The 25,489-nt window shown below is 48.4% G+C and carries 21 protein-coding genes and 1 pseudogene; 1 reads left to right on the top strand and 21 read right to left on the bottom strand.

What is annotated here, in order from left to right; all coding sequences use genetic code 11:
- Nucleotides 1-354: 354 nt before the first annotated feature.
- The 17 genes and pseudogenes from T504_RS0102900 to pdxS form a co-directional block, all read right to left on the bottom strand.
- Entirely contained in the window at nt 355-549 is a 195-nt protein-coding gene (locus T504_RS0102900) for a hypothetical protein (RefSeq protein WP_033169568.1), read from the bottom strand.
- 91 nt (nt 550-640) lie between these two features.
- A complete protein-coding gene (locus T504_RS0102895) occupies nt 641-925 on the bottom strand; it encodes a hypothetical protein (protein WP_033169567.1) in 285 nt (94 codons plus the stop codon).
- Between the two features lie 188 nt (nt 926-1,113).
- Nucleotides 1,114-1,341: a hypothetical protein gene (locus T504_RS0102890; protein WP_033169566.1), complete on the bottom strand. Its 228-nt coding sequence runs from the start codon at nt 1,339-1,341 to the stop codon at nt 1,114-1,116.
- Between the two features lie 83 nt (nt 1,342-1,424).
- The gene (locus T504_RS0102885; protein WP_081823357.1) at nt 1,425-3,500 is read right to left on the bottom strand and encodes a BRCT domain-containing protein; all 2,076 of its coding nucleotides are present in this window, start codon (nt 3,498-3,500) and stop codon (nt 1,425-1,427) included.
- A complete protein-coding gene (locus tag T504_RS0102880; protein ID WP_255327113.1) occupies nt 3,460-4,512 on the bottom strand; it encodes an AbrB family transcriptional regulator in 1,053 nt (350 codons plus the stop codon). The genes T504_RS0102885 and T504_RS0102880 overlap by 41 nt, the downstream gene beginning before the upstream one ends.
- A 47-nt stretch (nt 4,513-4,559) precedes the next feature.
- Nucleotides 4,560-5,105 (bottom strand): hypothetical protein, encoded by a 546-nt coding sequence (locus T504_RS0102875; protein ID WP_033169564.1) that lies wholly within the window; start codon nt 5,103-5,105, stop codon nt 4,560-4,562.
- 74 nt (nt 5,106-5,179) lie between these two features.
- The gene (locus tag T504_RS0102870) at nt 5,180-8,368 is read right to left on the bottom strand and encodes an AAA family ATPase (protein WP_033169563.1); all 3,189 of its coding nucleotides are present in this window, start codon (nt 8,366-8,368) and stop codon (nt 5,180-5,182) included.
- A complete protein-coding gene (locus tag T504_RS0102865) occupies nt 8,365-9,516 on the bottom strand; it encodes an exonuclease SbcCD subunit D (protein WP_033169562.1) in 1,152 nt (383 codons plus the stop codon). The genes T504_RS0102870 and T504_RS0102865 overlap by 4 nt, the downstream gene beginning before the upstream one ends.
- A gap of 230 nt (nt 9,517-9,746) precedes the next feature.
- Nucleotides 9,747-10,160 (bottom strand): efflux RND transporter permease subunit, encoded by a 414-nt coding sequence (locus T504_RS0102860; RefSeq protein ID WP_033169561.1) that lies wholly within the window; start codon nt 10,158-10,160, stop codon nt 9,747-9,749.
- Between the two features lie 125 nt (nt 10,161-10,285).
- Nucleotides 10,286-10,582, bottom strand: a complete 297-nt coding sequence (locus tag T504_RS0102855; protein ID WP_033169560.1) for an efflux RND transporter periplasmic adaptor subunit — start codon at nt 10,580-10,582, stop codon at nt 10,286-10,288.
- A 66-nt stretch (nt 10,583-10,648) separates the two neighbouring features.
- Nucleotides 10,649-11,185 (bottom strand): annotated as a pseudogene (locus T504_RS0102850) (TetR/AcrR family transcriptional regulator); the annotation flags it as partial.
- 51 nt (nt 11,186-11,236) lie between these two features.
- Nucleotides 11,237-12,067: an AmmeMemoRadiSam system radical SAM enzyme gene (gene amrS / locus T504_RS0102845; protein WP_369793602.1), complete on the bottom strand. Its 831-nt coding sequence runs from the start codon at nt 12,065-12,067 to the stop codon at nt 11,237-11,239.
- A gap of 18 nt (nt 12,068-12,085) precedes the next feature.
- Nucleotides 12,086-13,297 (bottom strand): DUF3322 and DUF2220 domain-containing protein, encoded by a 1,212-nt coding sequence (locus T504_RS0102840; RefSeq protein WP_033169557.1) that lies wholly within the window; start codon nt 13,295-13,297, stop codon nt 12,086-12,088.
- 23 nt (nt 13,298-13,320) lie between these two features.
- Nucleotides 13,321-13,803 (bottom strand): hypothetical protein, encoded by a 483-nt coding sequence (locus T504_RS0102835; protein WP_033169556.1) that lies wholly within the window; start codon nt 13,801-13,803, stop codon nt 13,321-13,323.
- A 12-nt stretch (nt 13,804-13,815) separates the two neighbouring features.
- Nucleotides 13,816-14,205: a fluoride efflux transporter CrcB gene (gene crcB / locus T504_RS0102830; RefSeq protein WP_033169555.1), complete on the bottom strand. Its 390-nt coding sequence runs from the start codon at nt 14,203-14,205 to the stop codon at nt 13,816-13,818.
- A 109-nt stretch (nt 14,206-14,314) separates the two neighbouring features.
- A complete protein-coding gene (gene pdxT / locus T504_RS0102825) occupies nt 14,315-14,905 on the bottom strand; it encodes a pyridoxal 5'-phosphate synthase glutaminase subunit PdxT (protein ID WP_033169554.1) in 591 nt (196 codons plus the stop codon).
- A 24-nt stretch (nt 14,906-14,929) separates the two neighbouring features.
- On the bottom strand, nt 14,930-15,802 hold the full coding sequence (pdxS, locus tag T504_RS0102820) for a pyridoxal 5'-phosphate synthase lyase subunit PdxS (RefSeq protein WP_033169711.1): 873 nt from the start codon (nt 15,800-15,802) through the stop codon (nt 14,930-14,932).
- A 275-nt stretch (nt 15,803-16,077) separates the two neighbouring features.
- Here pdxS and T504_RS0102815 point away from each other — a divergent pair, with 275 nt between their 5' ends.
- On the top strand, nt 16,078-16,320 hold the full coding sequence (locus T504_RS0102815; protein ID WP_033169553.1) for a hypothetical protein: 243 nt from the start codon (nt 16,078-16,080) through the stop codon (nt 16,318-16,320).
- A gap of 83 nt (nt 16,321-16,403) precedes the next feature.
- Here T504_RS0102815 and T504_RS0102810 read toward each other — a convergent pair whose 3' ends face one another.
- From T504_RS0102810 to T504_RS0102795, 4 genes are read right to left on the bottom strand one after another with little or no spacing between them, the layout of a single operon-like run.
- Complete coding sequence (locus T504_RS0102810; RefSeq protein ID WP_033169552.1) at nt 16,404-19,457, bottom strand: type III restriction-modification system endonuclease; 3,054 nt, start codon at nt 19,455-19,457, stop codon at nt 16,404-16,406.
- 11 nt (nt 19,458-19,468) lie between these two features.
- The gene (locus T504_RS0102805) at nt 19,469-21,331 is read right to left on the bottom strand and encodes a site-specific DNA-methyltransferase (protein ID WP_033169551.1); all 1,863 of its coding nucleotides are present in this window, start codon (nt 21,329-21,331) and stop codon (nt 19,469-19,471) included.
- Nucleotides 21,328-22,056 carry a DUF4391 domain-containing protein gene (locus tag T504_RS0102800; RefSeq protein ID WP_033169550.1) on the bottom strand — a complete coding sequence of 243 codons (729 nt, stop codon included), beginning with the start codon at nt 22,054-22,056 and terminating at the stop codon, nt 21,328-21,330. The genes T504_RS0102805 and T504_RS0102800 overlap by 4 nt, the downstream gene beginning before the upstream one ends.
- A 7-nt stretch (nt 22,057-22,063) precedes the next feature.
- A complete protein-coding gene (locus tag T504_RS0102795; RefSeq protein WP_033169549.1) occupies nt 22,064-25,351 on the bottom strand; it encodes a helicase-related protein in 3,288 nt (1,095 codons plus the stop codon).
- Between the last annotated feature and the right edge of the window lie 138 nt (nt 25,352-25,489).

The following is a 25,489-nucleotide window of genomic DNA, read 5'->3' as shown; positions in this document are numbered from 1 at the left end:
GACTTGCATGTGTTAAGCACGCCGCCAGCGTTCGTCCTGAGCCAGGATCAAACTCTCCAATAAATTATATTGAAGAACTCAATCAAGCTCTCAATTATCTTTAAAAGAAATTGCCGATTGCTATGTTGTTCATACCAATCGATGTTTTATTTTACAGAGTCGCTATGGATGTTACTCGCTTATGCTCGTAACTAAGCGATTCGCACATTGCTAAAGCAATGGCTCTCTGCTTAAACATCTGGCTTAAATCATGTTGCATGATTTCATTTTACATTGTTTAGTTTTCAGAGAACAATCTTGCCTTATCGTCAGAATCTTTTGAAGTCCTGTGCGATTCAGCTTTTATATCATATCTCATTCAAACAAGCTTGTCAACAACTTTTTTAAAGTTTTTAACTTGCGTGATTCATTGTCTTCAGCATCTAATCCGATATGTTTGCTGACGACTTGTAATATGTTACACGCATCTTCGCTTCTTGTCAACAGTTTTTTCATATTTTCTTCAGTTTTATCAATTTCCCAACGCAAAGAAGAAGCCACTGACTGCAAAATGCGCCAATGACTTCCTCTTTTGAGCTGTTATTTCTGTTCTCATTCATTTCTGCCACTTGCCTGACTTGTTACTCCGCTAACTCTATTCTCAGGCATTTTGTACAAAATTCATTTTTTCGTACACTTGTAATACTCCCGCACGAAAAATACGCATCTGCTCCGGCGACAAGCGTCCTAAGGCAGTTGATAATCTTGATTTGCTGCCATCCATAAGTTCCAGATTATACGCTGCCCCTTCAGCTCCACGCTCAGGTTCCTCCTCTTTTCTCTTACGGGCCTTCCCTAGTCCATAACGAGAGGTCTTGGCCTCATCAATATTAACACGAGGCGCCGCTGCAATCGATTCCGTGCGAATTTCAAGGTTGACATCCATGTTCATCAGCCTCCTCAAAATATCCGATTACAACTATTTCTATCTATATTATCGCATAATTCGCTTTCAAAGGAAAGTATTTGTTAAAATTTTCTCATTATTATCAGAGCAAAAAAAATCCGTTGACTTTTTTCTACGTCAACGGATTTTCCTATTTGCAGAGCTGTTCTTCCCAGCCTCTTTTCCCTTTATTCTAAGATTCCAGCCCGGCGATAATATTCCTCCAGGATTTTTTCGCGGCTTTCCCCTGTCTTCACACTGATTTCATCAGCCATAAGTTCACAAGCGTATTCCAAACCTGCAAAAGTATTGATTAATGCCTGGAATTTATTGATTTCTGCATAGCTACTTTCAAACGACTGCTTTTCTTTGAGCTGCTCCAATGCATCACGCACCGGCTTCTTAACATCGGTCATTTAGATTCCTCCCATCCTGGCCAAAACTATTTTTCTATGTTTATTATTCGCGATAGCATCGAAAAAACCTTCATCGAGCAGAATCACTGAAGCATTTCTACGGCCTCCTGATACGACAAAAGCTTCGTCCCGAGTTTTCGTGCCTTCTCCGCCTTACTTGACGTACTGTTAGGATCTGCCAGGATAAGATAGTCCGTGTTGCCACTAACCGCGGCCCCCATTTTGGCCCCCACACCTTCAATTAGTTCCTTATAAAAGCTTCGCGGCTTACCTGCCGGATCTTTTCCCGTCAGGACAAATACTTTTCCTGCATAGGGCATCGTCTCTATATCGATTTCACGAACCACATAATCCTGCGGCTTAATGTATTTCAAGAGTTCTTCAAAGCGATTCGAAAACGCCGCCCCCTGTAAAAGCGTTTCCGTTCGTGGACCGATTCCATCAATTTCACCAAAGGCATCCTGCCGCTTTATTGCCGCCAGGATTTCGTCCGCGGTATGATATTTTTCCGCCAATAGTTTCCCCACATTATCGCCAATACCATCAAAGAGCAGCGCCTTGATAAACCGCGGAATGTCTACCTCTTGGATTGCGCCTTCAATGGCTTCTTTTAATTTATCCGGACTCTTGAGGTCGCGTTTATCCTCAAGATCAGCCGCCGTGATGATATTTCCCTTCTTGGCTTCTGCTTCAATCTTTGCCTTAGTGGAGGTAAGTTCCGCAAACGGGGTGATGATGGCCGTACGGATGTCATCCACCGTCAAGTCAAAAATCATATAGGGGCCAAACCTTTCTGCCTTTTCCGGAAAAGCTGCTACAATGGCCCTCGCCCGGTCAATCGACAGATCTTTGATATCGAGTACATTCCGTTTCGCTAAGAATCCAATCTGCTGCGCAAGACGTTCCTTGCAATGGGGATTTACGCAAAATAAATTCGTGTCATCCTCGCTGTCTGAAGCAGCATTCTCCCGCTCCTGCAAAGGGGCGCCACAATACGGGCAATGGGTAATCGCCTCAATTTCCTCACCGCCATTGTGTTCATACACAATGACCATTTGCGGGATGATGAGCTTCGCCTTGATGACCCCTACTTTATCTCCTTTTGCCACGCCCCCCAAGCGCTTTACTACATTCATATTATGCAAGTTGACATTTGATACCGTAGAGCCGAGGATATCCACCGGTTCAATATCGGCCACAGGGGTCAGTGCACCAGTCTTACCCACTTGCCAATGCACATCGCGAACCGTACTGATCACTGGAATCTGATTGGGTTTCCACGCAATCGCGTTATTATCATGGTGGCCGGTAGTCCCAAATTTCTCTAACGAATTCTCCCAATCACATTTGATAACGATCCCATCAATGGGATAGCCAAGCGTATTCTCATACTCACGATATATTCCAGGAATAGCAGCCGCAACTTCTGCTGGGCTTTCATCCGTGAATCGACGGAGGCTCTGTTCCGGTACCGCAAAAGGCGTGTGCTCCTTAATGTATTGGATTTTTTCCGTTTCACTCCAATCAACGCCCATGACATCGTAAGCCATGAATCGAAGATATTTCACAAATTCCGGATGCTTTCCGCCCGTAAGAATCGGATTGACGCTGTTGCGAGGATTGGCCATGGACTTTTCCCCCATAGCTGTCAATTCCCTATTCATCGCTTCAAACGACGCAAAGTCCATAAATACTTCGCCACGTATCGGATATTCTGCCGTATAAGTTTCCTGGCGAGGGTGGATGGGAAACCGTGTCAGAATATCCCCCTCATCACCACCGCCACGGGTTACATACATCGGCTTTCCCTCTTGCGGATATACGACTACACTACAGCCATCCAACTTGGGTTCGACAATAATCGGCAGGAATTTTTCAATATATGTCTGCAGTTTATCCGCCTCCGATTCATCAATCTTCCCCAACGACTTTGCCTCATGAGGATGACGGAATTTCTCTGCGCCCAGCTCTGCGCCGGGAACGTAATCAAGATCCGCCGTCCCATAACGCTCAATGTAATCGTGACGCAGTGCATCATACTCTGCATCAGACAATATTGTCTCCCCAGAATTGCCATAATAGGCCTCATCTGCCGCCTTAATTTTTTTTAATTGCTCTTCACGCGTCATCTTTATCATGACCTCCGTACTTTCGTTCATATAAAGCTACCACGCCCTTTGCCACATAGGGAAAAATCAACATGATAAAGAGCAGCCGTGTTAGCTGATAAGCTGTCATTGTAGAAATATTTGCGCCAACAGTAAGGGCGGTAATGCCCATTTCCGTCAAACCGCCGGGAGCTGTGCTCAAAAAGGAGGTAGCAAAAGTTTCCCCCGTCAAAGCCGAAACCATCACCCCCATTCCCATCGACACAGACAGGACCAGTAAAACGCCACCTAACAGCACAGGCCCCATGCCTTGATAACTCACAATGCGCTGCAGTTCAATGCTGCTGCCGATAAAAGCGCCCACGCAAAGCTGCGCAGCATAAAGAAGCGGCTGCGGAACGGGAACCGCTGTCCAATCCGTCATGATGACCACTGCAGCCACCGCCAAGATTGGCCCCAACATCGTTGCCGTAGGCAGATGAATCCACTTCCCCACGATAGCACCCAAAACCGCTACCGCAGCCCACATCAGTACCGAAGACATATCTGCTGTTGTTGCAAAATCCATGCCGGCACCGGCCGTCACCGGACCATCCGAAAGGATATGAATCGTCAAAAATGGAATGGAAAACACCACGGACAACATCCGCAATGTCTGCATAATCGTTACCGCTGTAAGATCAACATTTTTCATCTCAGCGGCAAGAACTACCATTTGCGATAATCCCCCGGGCACACAGCCAAGCAAGCAGGTCGTAAAATTAATCGCTGTCTTTTTATACATCAGCCAGCCCGTGAAAATACCGGCACTAACCGTAACAAACGTGGCCAACAGCATCAACGGCAGCTGCGCGGCAATTGCCTGCAATGTTTCGATCGTAAAAGGCCGTCCCATGGCATACCCCAACAGCACCAAAGCCACGTTACGAATTTTGATACTCCAGACCATCGGATGTTTTTGAACCAGCCCCACCAAGGACACCAACACAATAGGGCCCAACGTCCAGGGAAGGGGGGCATTGATATAAGAAAACAACCAGCCCCCTACAATAGCAAGAAACATTGTCCGGATATATCCCATGATACAGCTTCGACCTTTCTCTCCTAAAATCAACGATTGCCTTCTCCAGAATTGCACCGGCATTCTGCTCGCAACCGTTTGGGCGGATCTAATTCATACGTATCATATAAAATCGCACAGCGGTAACATTCTCCCGGCATAATTTTGCCAAGATTCGTCACGATATGATACCGGCACGGCTCTGCAATATAACTTGGCATATGCTTCAAATCATCCTTAAAAGTTTCCAGTATCGACAGGTGTTTTGCAATCTGCCGCCGAATCCTAGCCGGACAGTATTCTTCCAATGTGCGGTCAACCTGATCCAAAGCCTCAAGGTTTGGCAGCGGAACAACATTATCATAGGATGTTTTGATTGCTTTGTTGCTTTTCTTCACCAAATCCAGCCAACGTTCCTGCACCGACAGGATTTTCAAATACTCTTCAATCCCGCGTTTCCCCACAACATCCTTGTTTTTCTTGCAAGCCTGATATAAGGCCAACGTAGCGAACTTCATCTGCTCATGCGCGTTTACCATCAAGCGGAAGAGTTCCTGCATCTCCTCAATCGATTTTGTTTTATCCTGATAATCCATGATATTTTCATACCTCATTAACAAATTACCCGATTTATAAACAATTGCCAGAGCATTCCTAGTATACTATATCCTCAACTGATTTGCCATGCCACATGACTTCCCTTGTCATTTTTGGTGACGACCAGCTGATTATCGATTTCCTGCTTGAGTTCGGTAACATGTGATATGATTCCGATAAGCTTAGCGCTTCCAGCCATCTTTTGCAGAACATGAACGGCCTCATTGCGGGAATTATCATCCAGCGAGCCAAAGCCTTCATCGATGAACAACACATCCAGATGAATTGATGCCATATTGGCCTGAATCTGATCCGACAAACCAAGTGCCAACGAAAGAGCGGCCATAAACGACTCACCGCCAGATAACGTCTGTATCGCCCGTTCCTTGCCCGTTATCGTATGGAGCACCTTGAGATCGAGTCCGTGATTGCCGCCACGTGCCGCCTCCGTATCATCAAGCATCTTAAGTTCAAACTGCCCACCAGACATTGCTCGGAAGCGGCGATTGGCCGCTCCTAAAATCTGTCGCAGATAATACCGCTGGACATAGGTTTCAATATCCATGCGCGCACCGCTGCGCTTGCCCGATAAGCGCTCATAGAGATTGTTGACCGCACAGGCCTCTTTCCCAAGGTCTGCCCGTAACCCAAGCTGCTGGTTAAGCTGGGACCTTACCCGCTCATTGCGTTCCGACTGGCCCTTGACTTCTGTCAATCGTTCCGACGCCTGCTGAAGCGCTTCCTGCGCCACATCCTTTTTCCTCTGGAATACCGCAAGATCTGGAAGTTCTTTTCCCGCCACTGCTTTTTGGGCAGCCTTACGACTGCCATTTGCGGCATTATAAGCATCCCGCCAAGCCTGTACTTCCTGCTGCATGTCCACAGCACTTTTTTCCTCGTATCCGCGGACAAATTCCTGCCAGTCCTCTTCGCTCATCCCTTTTTCCCGCATAGCACCCTGATAGGAAAGCAGCAGCTCCTGACTCTGCTGTTGTTTGACTGGCAGTTCCTGGTGGCATTGGCGAAGGACCGTCTTGGCCTCTGCCAGCTTGGCCTGCCCATCCTTGGCCACTTTATCAGCTTTAGCATAGGCATCCTCGCATGCGGCCATTTTTTCTCTGGCCTTTCCCCTTGTCTGTATTGCCTCTTCCTTGGTCGCAAAGCGCAGTTTATCCAGCAAGATCTTCTGCGTCTTTTCGGCAGTCTCCAACTGGGATTTGGCAAGCTGGCATTTTTCAGCCAAAGATTCCTTATCTCCCTGTAAATTCGCCATCATTTCCGTTGACTGGTCAAGTTGCTGCTGGATAATCTCCAGACTCTTAATTTGACCAGTCAGATTGCCCAGCAATTCCTCGCATTCTTCCAGTTGTTTCCTGACCTTCTGCCGGATTTCATTAAGGGTTTGGGCCGCCTCACACCCCGGTACCTCCTGACGTAGTTTGTCCAGTGACAAATCAAATTGCTCTCTTGACTTGTCAAAATTGTTATTTGCCTTGCCTGACTTCTCCGCAGCCGCCTGCTGCTTGGCATTAAGGGCTGTCACCTCAGCCGCTAAACGCTCCAATTCTTCGCGGGCCAACGGTTTAGCCGCCGCCTCAAGTACCCGCGGATGTGGATGTTCCAGCGAACCGCAAACCGGACACGGCTGTCCCGCTTGTAAAGACTCTGCCAATAATCCCGCCTGGGCATTGAGGAACACTTGCTGTTCCCGCTCATAGTTGGCGCGCTTTTCTTGATAAGCCTGCTGTACCACCTGATATTGCGACAGTGCCTGCTTAGCCTCAACCTCGGCATTTTTCATTTCCCTGCCTAAATCAATTCCGGCATTGATTTCTCTTTCATATTGCCGCAGCTCCTGTTCTTGCTGCTCCCCCTTGACTTTTGCCAGCGTTAACTCCGGCAACTGTTTCACCTGCTGCTGCCAGCCTTCCAATTGCTTCTGATACGCTGCCAATTTTTGCTGAGCCTGTTCGGCGTTATCCCTTGTCTCCTTCAAAATCTTGGCTGCGCGTTGAATCTTCTCCGTCTTCGCTGCAACTTCCGCAAAGATTTCCAAAGCCGCCTCAACTTCCGCCTGAACCTTACCAAAGACTTCCGTTGCTTTATCCTTTTCCTTCTTGGCTGCCACTACGGCTTTCCCTGCCTCAGCTTCCTGCTGCATTAGTTCTGGCAACGCCCTATCATACTGCTGCTGCAGCATTTCGGTCTCCGCCACCGCTTTTCGCTGACGCTCAAAGGCTTGATAAACCGCTTGAATCGCATACGCTGCTTGGATTTTTGCCGCACACTGTTCCTTATCCATCATGTCAGTTTCTCGCTGCTTATAGGCCTGCCACGTCTCCGTCGCCTCGCTAAGCTGGTCAAAGGACACCTTCAAAGCCTCAGCCTTTGTCAGTTCGACATTTTCTGCATCATATCTCTTTTGGGCTGCAACTGCCTCGGCAGTTGCTTTTTCCGCCTCCCGGGCCAGCACTTCACCAGCTTCATTCAGATATGTTTGCAGCCTTTCAAAATCAACCAGACTTGGCATCTTATCCTTGCGGATTTTCTGCACTAGCTCTTTCATTTCTGCCTGCTGTGGAAAATTCTCAGGAACCACCACATCTTCCGCCTTTGTCTGGCAGCGGCGCAGAACATTTTGAAGCTCCTCGCGATACTGGCTGTTGCGTTCCCCCAATCGGCCAACGATCTTATCAAAGATTTCCGTATTAAAGAGACGCCGGAATATTTCGCGCTTATCGCTTGTCGGCGCACGCAAAATGCGCATGAAATCTCCTTGCGCAATCATACCTACTTGCATGAACTGTTCCTTGGTCAGCCCGACGAGCTCGCGAAGCTTTTCATTGACGGCTTCCTTATTGCCTGGATAATCCGTATGATCCGGCATGGTCAGCGTTACCGATTCCTTCTCGTCCACCTCCGAATTGCCACGTTTGGCTTTGCGCCGATGATGTGGAACCCGGTGAACGATGTAACGCTGCTCCCGTCCCCCCACCGTCTCACTGAAGGCCAACTCGACAAAGGGCGTAACATCAAGCGCGGCGAACTGACTTTGCAAATTAGGAATCAAGGCATTCTTATTGGTATTTTTTTCGCTTTTGTCCCCATAGAGTGCATAGACGATTGCATCAAAAATCGTCGTCTTGCCCGCACCGGTATCACCAGTTACCAGAAAAAGATTTTGCGTGGGCTTCGTAAAATCAATGACAGCACGCTCGCCATAGGAACCGAATGCCTGAATGGTCAATTGAATGGGTTTCATTTCTCCGCCTCCTGCACTTCATTGATAATCGACGCCAGCAACTGCTCCTCATCCGCATCGAGATCCTGTAAAAAATCCCGGCAAAGAGCAAAGGGCGATAACTGTACCGCCTTTTCCTGCTCCAGCTGGTAATCCGCTTCCTCCTGGGTCTCACGCCCTACATGCAGCAAATGCGGAAAACAGGCCTCCAGCCGATCACGCACATCACCGGCCAAATAATCGTCCGCATCCGTCAACGTAATGCTAACATAATCTTCCGAGGCCTGAGCCAGCACATTTTCCAGCGTATCTTTGATGGTGCGCACTTGTCGCAAGGGTTCCAAAGGAAGCACCGTCGTCACCACTTCGCCTTTTTCCTTGAGCTCTACTTCTATCACGCCTTTAAGCTGACCCTCCTCCCCAAAAGAGCAAGCAATCGGCGTACCACAATAGCGATAACAATCCTTGCCATTCAAGCGCTGCGCCTTATGGATATGTCCCAACGCCGCATAATCGAAACGATTCAAGATATCCCCCTGCACCGAATCGATATTGCCCACCGTAACTATCTCCGATGCCGATCGTTCAATCGTATCATCTTTTCCTGTCGAGAGATAAAACTGGTGACTGACCAATACATTACGTTCCTGCTCCGCTAAATTCTCTCGCGAAAGCAACCGATGCACCGCTTCATCATACGAAAAATTATTGCCATCTTTATCCGTTCCTGTAATCAGCTTGACCATGGAAGGCTTCACAAAGGGCAATAGATAAAAATTCACGGGGCCATAAGCATCAGTCAAAGTAACTTTGGCAATCGTTTCATCTGGAAGCTCAGGCGGCCGGCCGATCATATGGATATGCTGACGCGCCAACACCTGACGAAACACATTAACCCGTTCGGCACTGTCATGATTTCCTGAAATCATCATGAGTTCCGCCGTTGGTACCTTCTGCGTAAGTTCTGTCACAAACCGGTCAAACCGCGACACTGCCTCAGCCGACGGAACTGCCTTATCATAAATATCCCCGGCAATAACAACGGCATCCGGCTGCCGCTCCTCTGCCAACCGGACGATTTCCCGAAGAATATATTCCTGGTCCTCTGCCAAGTCATGATTCATCAATTTTAAGCCAATATGTAAATCCGACAGATGGAAGAATCTCATCGTTACTCCTTCCTCACAGCTGTTACACCAGCCATAACCTTAAACGAAGGCAAGGGAAAGGCAGTACCGCAGCACCGACTTTCCCTTGCCCCAAACAATCCATTAGCATTATAACACAAAACAATCAAAATCTTAACGATTTTCTTCCTGCTGCCACCACTGATGAAGCAAATCATAGATGGTAGGAACCACCACCAGCGTCAGCAACGTTGAAGTAAGCACACCGCCGATTATAGCATGCGCCATCGGGGCACGAGACTCAATTCACTGCCAGCGATGAACAGTCCTGCCAAAGCACCAATCATAGCCAATGGCAGTGAGAACATAATGGCGAAGGGTTCACTATAACTTTCAAACTGAGCCGCCAAAATCATGAAGATGAATGCCACTGCCATGGCCAATGCCATGGCCATATTGGCAAAGGAATCATCCATATCATTTCCGGCACCAGCCTGTCCAACCTTATACCCCACAGGCACCTGCATCGATTCCATTTTTTCGAAAAAAGCCTCATTGGCTTCCCCCATAGAAGTTCCTTCTACATTGGCGCTCAAACGAATCTCCTTTTGGCGGTCATAGCGGCGAATATCGCTGGAACTCGTACTGTACTGCCAAGCTGCCACCTGCGACAAAGGAACCAGCATTGCTTTGCCCGCTAACTGATGTTCACTTGGCACATAAACCTAGCGCAGCATATTTCCCATGAGAATCAACGCCGCTAAAATCACCGTAGCAAACACCGGCCGCTTGATACTTAATTCTGGTAAACTCATGATTCTTCTCCTAACTGCACCAGATTACCGTCTTTGAGTTTATCAAGATTATCGGTCAGCACAATCATACCCTCTTCGGCGCCAGCAACAATTTCGATACGATCCCCTACGATATCACCAGTTTCTACCCGAACCTTTTTCGCTTTGCCATCTTCCACTGTGAACACATACTGAACGCCTTTCTGACCCAGCACTGCCTTTTGTGGAACCGACAACACCGTTTTCGGAGTACCCAAATTCAATTGAACCTGCACAAACATCCCTGGTTTCAGTAAGGTATCCGGATTGTCCACTTTGACTTCATCATCAATCTCCTCTATTGACCAAGGTCAGTAGTCTCTAAAAATAAAATGCGGAACTCACTCCGCATTTTCCCAATGAGCCATACTTCCCTTTTCCATGCCAAATAATTGTTCAATCAATTTCGCCGCTATCTCCGTGCGTACCGACATGCTATCATCCGTAACGATATCCACCTTCTCATCCGGCCATATCGCTTCGGTAAGACGCCAAAAGAATTCCAAACATTCTTCTTGATGAACGACCTGCATCGAACCAGTCGCATTTCCCTCAGCAATAATCTGACGCAGCAGCGGATTGAATCCATCGATCACAATGCGTTGCCAAAGCACCATAACCAATTCTTTGTAGTGCTCTGCCCAAAGATTATCCACCAAAGGTTCGATAGAATTTTCCCGTGCTGACAACTGCAAAAAGAGACGCAGTTTTCGGACGGCATCCATTCCCTCTGCCTTCTGCGCGTATTCCTCCACAAATTTCTTCGTCCATTCTACCAAAATGGCTTTAAGCACGTCTTCCTTCGTCGGGAAATAATAAAAGAACGTTCCCTTCGCTACGCCGGCCTGCTGGCAGATATCCTGAACCATGGTTTGCTCATCGCCCTGCTTGTCAAGCTATGAATTTCAGCTAAATATCCCCAAAGCTGCTTAACAATTTCCCGTATAAACATAGGACAAATACTGCCGTGCGACCGCAGCTAATTCATACACAACAGACACCTCCGTAGCAGGTTCTGTTGCTTGCCACTGCGGAAAATAACGACTAACGTGCAGTGGCAAGCCAATGGAAATTGACGCCATCCATTGTGCCTCGGCAGCCATCTCTGCGGGACTATCATTAAGTCCCGGTACGATCAGAGTCGTTACCTCCACATGCGTCACAGCAGCTGCCGCAGCAATATTCTGCTTCACTGCCGAAAGGCTGCCGCCACAGATATCATAGATATCCTGCCGCCAGCCCTTCAGATCAATATTGAACGCATCGACCAGCGGCAAAAGCTCCTGAAACGGCCCTTCGTTTATCATGCCATTAGTCACCAGCACCACTTTTAGCCCCGCTGCCTGTAAAAGACTGGCTGTATCGCGCACGAATTCATAGCCCACCAATGGTTCGTTGTAGGTAAACGCCACGCCGAGATTGCCGGCTGGCCGGGCCGCCAATTCCTGTGCAAGGCTCACAAGCTCTGACGGTGTTACCACCTGCGTATCGCAATCCGCCCCCGCCTGAGAAATCGCATGATTCTGGCAGAACGGGCAGCGTAAATTGCAGCCAAAACTGCCCACCGATAAGATATAGCTTCCGGGAAAAAACCGCGCCAAGGGCTTTTTCTCAATGGGATCTAGTGCCACCGAGGTTAGCCGCCCATAATTCAGCGGCACCACTTTCCTATCGTAGCCAATACGGGCACGGCACCAGCCCACCTGCCCCTCAGCCAGCCGACAGCCACGCGGACACAAATCGCATACCACCCTAGCCATTGCCATCCCCCCTGCCACTTACTTGACCGCTTGCCCACTTTCGTCTATATCCTCGCCCAGCAGATGCCGTAAGGCCGCCTTCACCTCAAACAAGGGAATCTTCTCCTGCTCCAGCCGGTTGGCTTTTGCCGGTTGACTTGTCAAATATTGCCAGCAGGCCTGCTCCTCTCCTGTCAACGCTTCCGGCATCGCCAGCTCGTTTCCCGTATCGGCCACCATAAAATGACGATACCTTGCCGCAAGTTCCTGCTCCATCAAAAACGATTTCACCTGCGGATACTTTTGGCGCACGCGCGCCAAGATGGCAAAACCATTGCGGTCCATATCGCCCCAATACCATAACGCCTGCTGGCGCTTGAGCCAATCGATTTCCTGCAAATCGCTCAGAATGCCATTGCCTGCCCCAAACAAAATCAAACCATCCTCCACCTCGGGAAACACATAGCCATTGATTTTGTTTTCGGTTATGAACACGCGGCCAAAAGTCAAATCCAGCTTTGCCAGCTGCTGTGCCGTAACCACGATTTCCCGCAGCCCCGCAAAGGTCTTGCGCGCATCGAGGGAACGCACATAGATGTTTGGTGAGGGCGCCGATTTCGTAAGGGACAGCGCCTGGCAAAAATCGTCGAAGGTCTTGCCAGTGAACTTCGGACGTACCGCAAAAAACACTGCGGCCGTGAGTTTTGGATTGTCTTCGATAAACTTCGTATCCACATAAGGAATATCAAGCTCCCGCAAATAACAATTGGTCTTGGGCGTGCCCGCAAAATACCTGGCAGTTTGGTAAATCGCTGCCGTCATAGGTTCATCCGCCAAAATTTTATCGCGTTCCATGACACAAGCCGGTAACAGTGCAGGATAATCCGCCTTGATTTTCTCCACCCGCTGACAAAACAACCAGAACTTCTTGGCCTCACCTAAATAACGAAGAACATCAATTGCCGCATCAAAGTGAATCCTCACGGGATAATCATGCTGAATCCCCAAGCCTTTGGGCTTGCGATTGGCGGTTTCGACTCGCCAAGGCTCCTTTGACTGCTTCCAAAAGGCTACCCATTCCGCCCGTTTGTGGAGCTGCCCCACACTACTTGCGAGCTCGTCCGGCTCTGTCAATTTGTAGGAATAGGAAAATGGCTCCTCCCGTAACGCTGTCAGCCAAAGGGCTGGTAATTTCCGGCCGTTCTTGCCCAATAGTTTCGCGCGCAGTTCCTCGTCATATGCCTTCGTCATTCCCTCACCATCTCTCCTGTAAGTCAATCCATCGCATAGCCTAAATACGCAAATACATTGCGCAGTGGTTCCCTGTCGCGGATATCGAGCCAATCGTCAGGGCGGCTGTTGTCGTCAATCAATATCAGCAGATAGTCGAGCACCATACGGCGCGCAGCCCATAGGCCGACCTCATTGGCGGTCAGACGCGTGCCTGCCATGCGTACCGCCGCTGGCATATAGCTTTCCGCCATGATCAGATCCGCTAGCACCGGCACCACTGCCTCCAGCTCTGTCCAAACCCGCAACGGCTCCGCTTCTTCGGGCTTCCCCCATACAGGGCTTGCGGCCACGATGCGATAGGCCAGCCGCAGGGCATGCTGCTGGACAATGCGCCCCATAGCCGTCAGCTCATCCTGGCTAAGCGCCTCCTGCATGGCAGCAAACCGCGCCTGAGGCCCGGCCTTGGTCCGCGCCATCGCCGCCAGCCGCCGCTGGCGGGCCGCCGAAAAATCTATTACATCCATAGAAACTCTCCCTCAGCGCTGAAATACCATCGCCAACTGATAGCCGATATAAGCTGCCGCCAATCCCAGCACAATACTGCCCACCACATTGACCGCCGCCAGGAAAAAACTATCGCCCCGCAGCAGCGTCAGCGTCTCCATGCTGAAGGACGAAAACGTCGTAAAGCCCCCCAGGAACCCTACGATCAAGAGCAACCGCAGCGATTCGGGCAGCAGCTGCAAGGACTTGGCCAGTGGCAATAATGCCCCGAGCACCAACCCCATCAGCAGACTTCCCACCAGATTGACGACAAGCGTTCCCCAGGGAAACATCCCCCCGAGCAGCATACCCACCATCGTCGTCACGCCATAACGGCACACGGCCCCCAGGCCGCCGCCAATAAACACATAGAAATACGCCATTGTCTTTCCTATCCTGCTTTCTATTCATACGCTGATACTTCGTCTTTCCCTAATTATATCATCTCTTGCCTGTTTCCACGAAAAAAAGCTGGCCAACAGCCAGCTTCTTTTATGCACCCAGCGCAAGCTCTTTGCGTTTCGCCACCATATCCAGGAAAAAGGAATGGATCCGCAGGTCACGGGTCAGCTCCGGATGGAAAGCCATGGCTAGCTGATTGTGATACCGCACCGCTGTGATATGTCCTTCCGTCTCGTTCAGCACCTGCACCTTCTTGTCAAGACATGCTTCGATATAGGGAGCGCGGATGAACCGCAGCGGAAATCCCCGCAAATCGGCTACATCACCAGCCCTCGCAAAACTGCCCAACTGCCTGCCATAGGCATTGCGCCGTACCCGTATGGGAAGAGTTGCCATCGAAGGCTCATCATTGCTGACCTCCTGGGCCAGCAGGATAAGTCCTGCACAAGTCGCCAGCACGGGCAGCCCCTGGAGGATTTTCTGCCGCAACGGTTCAAACAGCCCCAACTCATGCAGGAGCTTGCTCTGTACGGTACTTTCGCCACCTGGAAGGATTATGCCAGCGAGATCATCGGTCATATCCTTGCGCTGACGGATTTCCCGGTAATCTGCCGCCAGTGCTTCCAGCATTGCCTCGTGCTCAGCAAAGGCCCCCTGCAAGGCTAGAATGCCAATCGTCATTTTGTCCAACCTCCTCTCACCTCTTTATCTGCCACGCTCTGCCATGAGCAGCTCGATCTCATCGGCATTGATGCCCACCATAGCCTCGCCGAGATTTTCCGAAAGCCTTGCGATGAGCCCTGCATCCTCGTAATTGGTGACTGCCTGCACGATAGCTGCCGCCCGCTTGGCCGGATTCCCCGACTTGAAGATGCCCGAGCCGACAAACACGCCCTCGGCTCCCAGCTGCATCATCAAAGCTGCATCGGCTGGGGTCGCCACGCCGCCAGCAGCGAAATTGACCACCGGCAGTTTTTTATGTTCATGCACGTAGGCCACCAGATCATAGGGGACCTGATACTTTTTAGCCGCCTCGAAAAGTTCATCCTCCCGCAGGGAAGCGATGGCCGCCATTTGCTGATTGATTTTCCGCATGTGGTGCACGGCCTGCACCACATCGCCGGTTCCCGGCTCCCCCTTCGTGCGGATCATTGCCGCACCCTCGCTGATACGACGCAGGGCCTCGCCAAGGTCACGGGCACCGCAGACAAAGGGCACGGCAAACTTCCGCTTGTCGATATGATAGACATCGTCTGCCGGGGACAAGACCTCACTCTCATCGATATAGTCGATTTCGATGGCCTGCAGCAGCTGGGCCTCAACGATGTGACCGATGCGGCACTTGGCCATGACGGGGATGCTCACGGCCTCCTGGATGCCGCGGATCATCGCCGGATCGCTCATGCGGGCCACACCGCCTGCCGCGCGGATATCGGCTGGAATACGCTCCAGCGCCATAACGGCGCAGGCACCTGCCTCCTCCGCAATCTTTGCCTGCTCTGGCGTCGTAACATCCATAATCACGCCGCCCTTTAACATCTGGGCCAAATTCTTATTGAGTTCATAACGATTGCCCATACTTTCTGTTTTCTCTGCCATTGCCAATTCTCCTTTGCGTTATCCAGAAATGAACGGAACACCCTTAGGATAGCGCTAAACTGACCATATAAAAATAACCAGAATGAAAATATAACAAAAGGCCAGATTCCCATAGCAACTGGAAATCTGGCCTTACTGGCCTCTGACAAAAAATATAACCCTAATGATTCTCTGAAATATTGATAAGCTGTCTTTAAAAATTGCCTGCTATCCTAGAACCAAATACATTTCTATTGCGAACAGGAGGACATTTTATGACAAAAGAACGTGACGAAGAGATCCGCCAGGATTGGTCAGCCGCCCTGGCCTCCGTCGAAGAGGGGGAAGACCTCTCCATGGACATCGGCTGGTGCTTCACCGACGACGATATCAAGGAGCTGGCCAGACTGCATAAGGCCAATCAGCATCGAGAAAAAATCGAAAGCCTGCTGGTCGACTGCAACTTCATCACCGAAGCCTGCGACTTCAATGCAGGAAAATACGACGCCTATCTCTGACAGATAAAAAATGCCCAGAGGATTTCGACATAAATCCTCTGGGCATTTTTTAATACCTAAAAATCTCCTTGAAACTATTGCCATCAAATGTTATGCATAAACTCGGTAAAATTATCCACCGGCATAAACTCAGCCTTATCCCCCAATGCAGCAAAATGTTCTCTACCGCATTGAATCTTTTCGCTTTCCGTCTTTCTGAGGGCATCGGTATCTATGTTGCCCTTGGTTTCCAAAACGAAGTACAGTTTCTTTTCTCCATTCTGGTCAATCATCACGGCCCAGTCGGGATTATAGGAGCCCAAGGGCGTACTGATTTTGAACCAGTCCGGCAGTTTGGCATAAAGATATACATCTTCGTTATCCTCAAAGGACTGGGCAAACTGCCGTTCATTCTCGCTGTCGTAGACCACATAGTTATAAGGGCTTTTGGTACTTTCCAGCATATTGCTTTCAAGATATCCCTTGAGTTCTTCCGACTCAAAGAGTTCCTGACAGTAGTATTCGCTGTCCCCGAGCCGTTGATATTTAATACCGTCTACAATCAGCGACTTCATCACGGAGCGCAGGATTTTGGCGGTGTTTTCCATGAACACCTGCGGATTCTTTTTGAAATCCTTCAACCGATTGCCGTAATCATCAAAGGGAATCCAGTTGCCCTTCTCATCCTGTCTGGTGCCGGTTAAGAGTTCCACAATGGTACGACGAGTCAGATTGGTTTCGTTTTGCAGATAAGCGACAATATCCGGCAGAAAATTACTGGAACCGTATGTGCTTACAGCCCGGTCAGCCACTACCTTGGTTTCGACACCACCCGTACCGATGGTTAAATCCGCCTTGGTCTGAATGATTTTCGGCGAAGGAATCTTCATCTCCAAAGCCATCTGCTTACGACAGCGCCGCAAAAGTTCCTCCGTGGAAAAATCCACCCGATAGGTTGTCTTCCACTTGATGCTGTCCCATAATTCCTTGAATTCCGGAGACAGGAAAACTTCTTTGTTGAGAACAGCCTCACGCCGTTCGCGCTTTTTGTGAATCGGCACGGTTCTGCAGGCCTGCATACAGATTTCCTGTATCTGCGCCTTGTAGGGAGCCAGTTCTTCTGCTACCACGAATTTATTCTGCTGGATATCGGCTTTCAGCGATTCCTGAATATTGCCCTCGTCATCCACATAGCCATATTCTTTCAGGGATTCCATGACCATTTCGGCCTTCTCTGTGCCCAGATAAGCAGTTTCTTCCCCTGCCGCATCTGTTGCCGCTTCCTCTGCCGATACGGGCACGAGGATATTGGCAAAGTTGGCAGTTTCCAGCACACGGAAACGGATGCCGTCGTCCTCGTATTCCTTCTGCAGGGAGCTGGCAAATTCGTCATAGCTTTCATTGGCCATAACGGTAAGGATATTCAGATTGGCATCATACTGCCGTTCGCCCGTCTGATTGACACACAAGCGCAGACCACGGCCGATTTCCTGCCGCTTCTTGATGGTGCTCTTGGTTTCATTCAGTGTACAAATCTGGAACACATTCGGATTATCCCAGCCTTCCCGCAAAGCCGAGTGGGAGAAGATAAACCGAATCTTGCAGTCAAAGGAAAGCAGCCGTTCCTTATCCTTCATGATGAGGTTATAGGTGCTGTCATCTGCCGCCGTAGAACCGCTGGTATCCTTCCAATGACCCGGCTCATTCTTCTTGCCTTTATCGGCAGAGAAATAGCCATCATGAACGAGTTCAGCCTCATCATCTTCATTATGGAGCCTGTGCCACAAATCGTGATATTTCGGACGGCGAATCACATCCTGATAGATTTCCTCAAACCACTTGGCATACTTGCCCTTCACGGCATTGCCCTCGGCATCGTATTCGCGGTAGTTAGCCACACGGTCAATGAAAAACAGGGAAAGAACCTTGATGCCTTTGGGATTCAGTTCCAGTTCCTTGTTCAGATGTTCCTCAATCGTTGCCCGCATCTGCTGGCGCTTCATTTCGTCATCATGGACCGTACCAATGGCCTTGCCCAAATGCAGGATATCGCTGCAGCTGGTGAAGTCCATATACTCACTGCCTTCCGCGCAGTAAATATCCTTGACGATATAGCCCTCGTACACATCACGGCCACCGGATTTTTCGTAGAGGTCATCCCCCTGCTTCACGGTAACGGCTTTCCGCTGGACAACGCCCCTTTTATTCTGCACGTCCATTTCCACCCGTGCCGTAATGGGGGATTTCTTGTTGTTGACGGATTTCAAGAACAGATAGGCTTCGTTATGGTCATTCTGGGCAGCAAAACTCTCCACTTCGATACCCTTGACCAGTTTCTTGGCAAAGCTATCCACGGCATTCAGGCGATAAAGCTTGTTCTCCACGCGGATAGGCGTGGCCGAATAGCGAATCGTACACAGCGGATTCAAGGATTCCACCGCCTCCACCTGTGCATCGGTGCTGATGGTGGACTGCGGCTCGTCAATCACGACAATAGGCTTGGTTTCGCGCACCAAATCAATCGGCTTGGACTCGCCGAATTTTTTGTCGTTATAGCGGTTAATCAGGTTCAGGTCATTCTGGAAGGAATTGATGGTCATGACCATAATCTGAATATCATTACTCGTGGCAAAGTCACGGATTTTCTCAATATGTTTGCCGTCATAGACAAAGGCATCGTAATTCACATTGCTGTAAAGCCCACGGAAATGATCACGGGTTATCTCGATGGTTTTCTGCACACCTTCCTTGATAGCTACGCTCGGCACAACGATGATGAACTTGGTAAAGCCATAAGCCTTATTGAGTTCCAACAACGTGCGCAGGTAAACGTAGGTCTTGCCGGTGCCGGTTTCCATCTCAATATCGAGATTCAGCTTGTGATTCGGCAAAGAGTTGGACTGGGGCAGGCCATGCCGCAGCTGCACCGCACGGATATTATTCAGCAAATCTTCTTCGTCCAGCATCAGCCGATTGCCAATGCCCTGTCCCAAAGTCAGTTGCTGGCTTTCACTGCCAAAACCTAACGCCATCTGCTCATTCGCAATCGCAGCCACCGTGAACAAGGATTGTTTCGGCGTTTGTCCCTGAAAAACGTCACGAACAGCGGCAATGGCCTCCTGCTGGTAATCGAGGGTGGAGTCAAATTTCAGTTTCATTATCCATCACCTCACACGCACACAAAGCTGTCTTCATCAAGGCCTGCCGCTTTCAGCGTTTCCTTGACATTGGTCTTGTCCATATCCGAGGCAAAGCCCGTATCACGGAACACCACCTGCCAAAGTTCCGACTCATATTCCGCATGCAGTTTCACGACCGCTTCCGCCACAGCAGTTGTGATATTCCGCCCCAAACAAATCATCAGGGCACCGCCGCCGATAATATAGACCGTCTCGCCTGCAGCCTGTTCTTCCTCAATTTGACATGTCAAATCCAGCCCCATCTTGAGCATAATTTCATAGAGTACATCCTGCTCGGTGCGGTCAGGCAGGAAATTGTCCGTTGCCTGTTGCAAAGTCATCACCAAATCATCCGGCTGAGGATTCCATTTCTGCAGATTGGAGCTGTCCAGCTTAAAGACCTTAAAGCCAATATCCAAATCCGCCGCCTTATCACCGGCTTCCGCCTTGATTTTATCCCCGGCACGGCGAATACGTTCTTTGCTGATTTCGCAGATGTTTTTATAGCCAGCTTTGTAAGCTTCGCTCTTTTCATCAGTTGGTTCAGGAAGCTGCACCATAATGAATTTGCGATGACCGCCATCTTCTGCGTTAAGTTGCATAACAGCATGAGATAAAGTTCCTGAACCGGAGAAAAAATCTAATACAAGAGACTCTTTTAGAGTCGCATACTGTATAATTTTTTTTATAAAAGCTACTGGCTTTGGGTAACTAAAAACATCCTCATCAAATATTTTTTTAACCTCGACTGTTGCAGCCTGATTCATGTATTCATTTTCGTTTCCAAACAAGCTATGCACTGGATCAAATAAGCTAGTTGCATCTTTCCGATACCTCTTAAAAACAAAGCCACGCTCATTATCTCTATGATTTTCCTTAAATTTTATCTTCCCATCTGCAATATATTTCTCTAATGTCGTCTTAGAAAACGCCCAGTATCTTCCAGTTGGTGGAACATCAACCTTATTGGTATATGGATTTTTTATTTCAAAATATGTTGATGGTCCACCACTTTTAGCGCTAGGGTCACCAGCACACCACTCACCATTTGGATCATTATCAGGATTTGAATAATTACTATAGGATTTTGCTTCGCCTCTCAAAATCATATCTGCTTGATTTTTAGCATATATGATTAGCAATTCATGTTGCAAATTAAACCCATTACCATTATCTCCTGTCATTGATTTAGTTTTTCTAATTATTTCTCCGATAAAATTACATTCCCCAAACACCTCGTCACAAATTCGCTTTAAATTCTCCTGCTCATTATCATCAATACTAATAAATATAACTCCATCTTCGGTCAACAAATTTCTGGCCAGTCTCAAGCGCGGATACATCATATTCAGCCAATCCGTATGGAACCGTCCATTGCTTTCCGTATTGGTATCAATTTTATTCCCTTCGCCGTCAATCTGTCCTGTGACTTCTTTATAATTTTGGATATTGTCATGGAAGTTGTCTTTATAGACAAAATCACCGCCTGTATTATACGGAGGATCGATATAAATCATCTTCACTTTGCCATAATAGGATTTCTGCAGAAGTTTCAATACTTCCAGATTATCTCCCTCAATATAGAGATTTTCCGTATTATCCCAGTCCTTGCTTTCTTCCTTGCAGGGACGCAATGTGCCCATAGATGGCGTTTGGGACAGTCGCAGGGCTTTGCCCTTGCCGTTCCATTTGAAACTGTAGCGTTCCTGTTCATCATCCACAAAATCGCCCAACAGCTGCCGCAGAACATCGAAGTCAATTTTCCCTTCCTCAAATGCTTCGGGGAAAAGCTGCTGCATAGACTTCAAGTTTTCCTCAGTAATATTCATTGATTCGCCTGTTAATTTTTTCATTGTTCCCTGCTCCCTTGCTCAGTTATCTTATTCATTTCTCGTTTTAATTTTTGTAGACGGGTATTGAGTTCCATCTTGCGATTGAATTGGCTCTCTGCTTTCATCTGCTTGCGCAGTTTGTTCATTTCCTGCTCTATGGCCGTAATGCGTTGCAGTTTTTCTCTGGCTTCATCACCGGACAGCGCTTCTGTATCCACCGACAATGCTGCAAGATGACTTTTGCTGATGGCATCAAACCAGCTTTCATACAACTGGCAGAAATTCGCCCCAGGCATTTTCCGCAGGGACATTTCCGGCCAAAAGTCGTCTTCTTCGCTCCGCCAGCCCGTATCTTCCATAGCCACCAGCGCCATTCGCTCACTATCCGCCTGGCTTTGACGCAGCTTGCCCATATATAGCCGCCGCTTATCTGCCAAAGTAAAGAAAATCAGCATCGGATACGGAATAGCATGGATGATGACCTCCGCCAAGCGTTTCAGCTGCTTTTCCGCCCGCAGATTCACTTCCAGCACTTCAATTTCCGGATAGTCTTTTTCCTCGTCACGATAAGGCTGTATAAAGGAATTTTCCGTTTTCAGGGCATAACGCCAGTATATTTTCTCTACATAGTCAAAGAGCTTCTTATCAGCTGAACTCAAATCACCATTGTCGTAGAACTGCTTCTTGGGCACTACACGGTCAATCCGTGCCGCTGTCGGCAGCTCCATTACTTCATAAATGCTCATAGCCACCTTATTTCAGCACCAGAAAGGCCACCAGCTCAAAGTCGGCCATACCGTCATCAAAATTCTGTGGTGTGGCTGTACCGCCTTTGCTAAAGAGGCTGGCTACGCCCACTTCCTGTTTTTTGCCAATCAGATCTTCTATTGTCTGCTGGAGCAGGTCTGAATACCTGTCCATATACCGTCCATGTTTTGTTTCCTTATTGAATACCTCTGCCAAATCCTTGGCCACAGTATTCTGTCCCGAACAGAATTTCTTCAAATAGTCGAGAACCTGTTTGCCCTGCAGGAAATTGGCCTGCACCTGCCCATCATCGGTAATATAAGCAAGATAGTAGGGGAACAAGGGATTCTGCTCCTTAGTCTGCCGTGCACCTTTTATCTGCCGCAAAACAAAGATTACCCCGGGATCTACAATATCGCGCAGATTGTCCGAAATACGGGCAATCGCATATAAACCGCTGGGAGCATTGGCCAGTTCTTCCTCATGCTCCTTCATATATTCCATCAAATCAATTTTGAAGTCATTAAATGTTAAATCCGTAATCGAAATACCGCCGGAAATATCTTCCAAATCCACCACTTCATTCTGCAGTTTTTGCAACTGTTTTTTGCGGTATTCCAGGTCATTCATTTCCTTGTTCTTTTGGTCATCAATGATGTTTTCTTCTCCGGTTGCCGAAACATCTAAAAGCACCATGCGTCCTTTGACACGCTCTGCGAGGTCGATGTAGGCGTCGAGGTCGTCAGTCGGCCAAAAGTTCAAAAGCTGGATTACTTCATTCTTCGAGCCAATGCGGTCAATACGTCCAAACCGCTGAATAATGCGTACAGGATTCCAATGAATATCGTAGTTGATCAAGTAATCACAGTCCTGCAAGTTTTGGCCTTCGGAAATACAGTCAGTGGCAATCAGAATATCAATTTCCTCCTCCATATCTGGGAATATGCTTTTGCCGGATTTTGATATGGGCGAGAACAAAGTCAATACCGTATTAAGGTCAGAAAGCTTTATACTTCGTTTTAGTGATGACGGAATAGGAATAGTCGATTTATTCGTACCTGTCCCGCCTGTTACCAAAGCGGTATAAATCCCCAACGGTTCCATTTGCGGCGCGATATTCTCATATAGATATTCAGCCGTATCGGCAAAAGCGGTGAAAATAATCAGCTTGCCATTTCCTGCATTGATGGGATTCTGAATTTTATCCGCAATTCTGTTTTTAAGCGTTTGCAGTTTATTATCCCGTATGGGCGTAATCACTTTGGCACTTTGGAGAATCTCCTGCAATTCTTCCAAATCCAGCTGCAAATCCTGTCGCCATTTGATTAAATCCATATCCTGGAGCAAAACCTTGACTTTACTGCCAAAGACCAAATCGCCCATATCCAAGCCGTCCTCGTCAAAGTCCAGTTCCTCGATATTCAAATCCGCATGATACTCGCCTTCATGTTTTTCAATGATGGACAAGGTATGCTCTATCCGCCGGGAAATCTTCTCCACCGTCAGCACAAACGAATGGATGGAGCTTTCCATGCGCTTCAGGAGATTGACCCGCATCAGATGAATCAACTGATTTTCACGATCAACCTGACGGAACACACTACGACCATTAGCCACACTCATGTCGTAGCGGCTCTCATAGGCATGCCGCTTATCTGGACGCACATACCTGAGCGGCGCATAAAGTCCCAATGTCAGACGGTTGATCATCTTGTTCACTTCACCAATCGGCGGGAACTCGCCCAATGTATCGATTTCCGGACATTCATTGATGGGCTTTAAGCGGGTGGGGAAACGGCCGATTTCTGCCACATTGTAATATTTTTCGATATGCTTGCGCGAACGAGCGATGGTCAATGTATCGAGCAGCTTGAAATATTCCAAGTCCATCATTTCCACAAAGACCTTGGTCGTACGCTCCCGTTCCGGCAATTCCGACCAACGGTTGAAGACCATCTGTGCCTTGCGCAGAGTAGTTTCGATATTGGGAATTCCTGTGGACTTCAAGGCGTCATTTTTGCCCTCCGTGATGAAGGCAATCTGATTTTTGATATCGTTCATGCGATTGTTGACCGGCGTTGCCGAAAGCATCAGCACTTTGGTCTTGACCCCGGCCTTGATGATGTCCTCCATCAATCGCTCATAACGAGTTTTGCGGTCTTTATGGGGAACATTGTTACGGAAATTATGACTCTCGTCGATAACAATAAGGTCATAGTTTTCCCAGTTGAGCGTAGACAGATTGATGGCCCCAGAGAAACCTTTATAACGGCTTAAATCCGTATGATTCAACACATCATAGTTAAATCGGTCAGCTGCAAAGATATTCCGCTTATCATTCTGCGTATATATCGTCCAGTTCTCCCGCAGCTTCTTAGGTGCCAGCACCAGCACGCGGTCATTGCGCAGCTCATAATACTTGATGATGGCCAGTGCCGTAAAGGTTTTGCCCAGGCCGACACTATCTGCAATAATACAGCCGCCGTATTTCTCAATCTTGTCAATGGCACCCATAACACCATCGCGCTGGAATTTGTAGAGTTTATTCCAAATAAGGGATTCCTTGATGCCTGTCTTCGTCTTGATGATGGTTTCTTCCGTCAGTTCCCCCAGATAAGCTTCAAAGATATGATAGAGAGTAATGAAATAGATGGCCTCCGGCGTGTTCTCCTTGTAGAGAACTTCCATTTCTGACAGCACCTTCTCCGTCACATCTTCCACCATAGCGGGGTTATTCCAGATACCGTCAAAGATCTGCAAGACCGCCTGCCCCATGGGCCTGCTGTAAATGCAGGTATTCATATCGTTACGTGCGGAGGGCGTAATCCCCAGCCCATCACTAGAAAAATCCACCGTCCCCTGAATGGCAATATCCTGCTCCGGGTCAACATTCTCCACATAGGCCAGACGCATCTGGGCTGGATTGTTTTCCCGATAAGACTTGATGCTGACTTTCTTTCTAAGCCACTGCGCACAGTCCTTGGCGATAGCGGATTGGGTCAGCTTGTTACGGAGTTTCAACTCAAATTCATTGCCAGACAATCGATTGCCAAACTCTCGATGCGCAATATAAAACTCCCGTTGAAAATCGCTCTTCTGCTTGATATACGATGGTGTCGTGAAGATAAATCGCAATTCATCTATCTGCGACAATTCCTTTTTCAACGCCTCATAAGCATAAATCGTGAAATACGCTGAAATCACAGACAACTTTGCATGCGGCTTTATGACTTGTCGAAGTTCATCAATCACCCGCCCTTGCTGCTTGTTGTCCAGTATCTTCGGCTGCTGCATCCCTGACTCCCTCCATCTATCCAATTTCTCTGCGGCAGAAAATCCATGCCTTTTCTGCCAAGTGATAATGAAGTACATAAAGCAGGATTGCAGTTGATTTTGTCAAAAAATTACTATAATATTTATATAGGATTGAAA

It is taken from the genome of Selenomonas sp. ND2010 (assembly GCF_000702005.1).
Classification (GTDB): Bacteria; Bacillota; Negativicutes; order Selenomonadales; family Selenomonadaceae; genus Selenomonas_A.
Note: the sequence above shows the minus strand (reverse complement) of the source record. Positions and strands in the feature narration are given on the sequence as shown.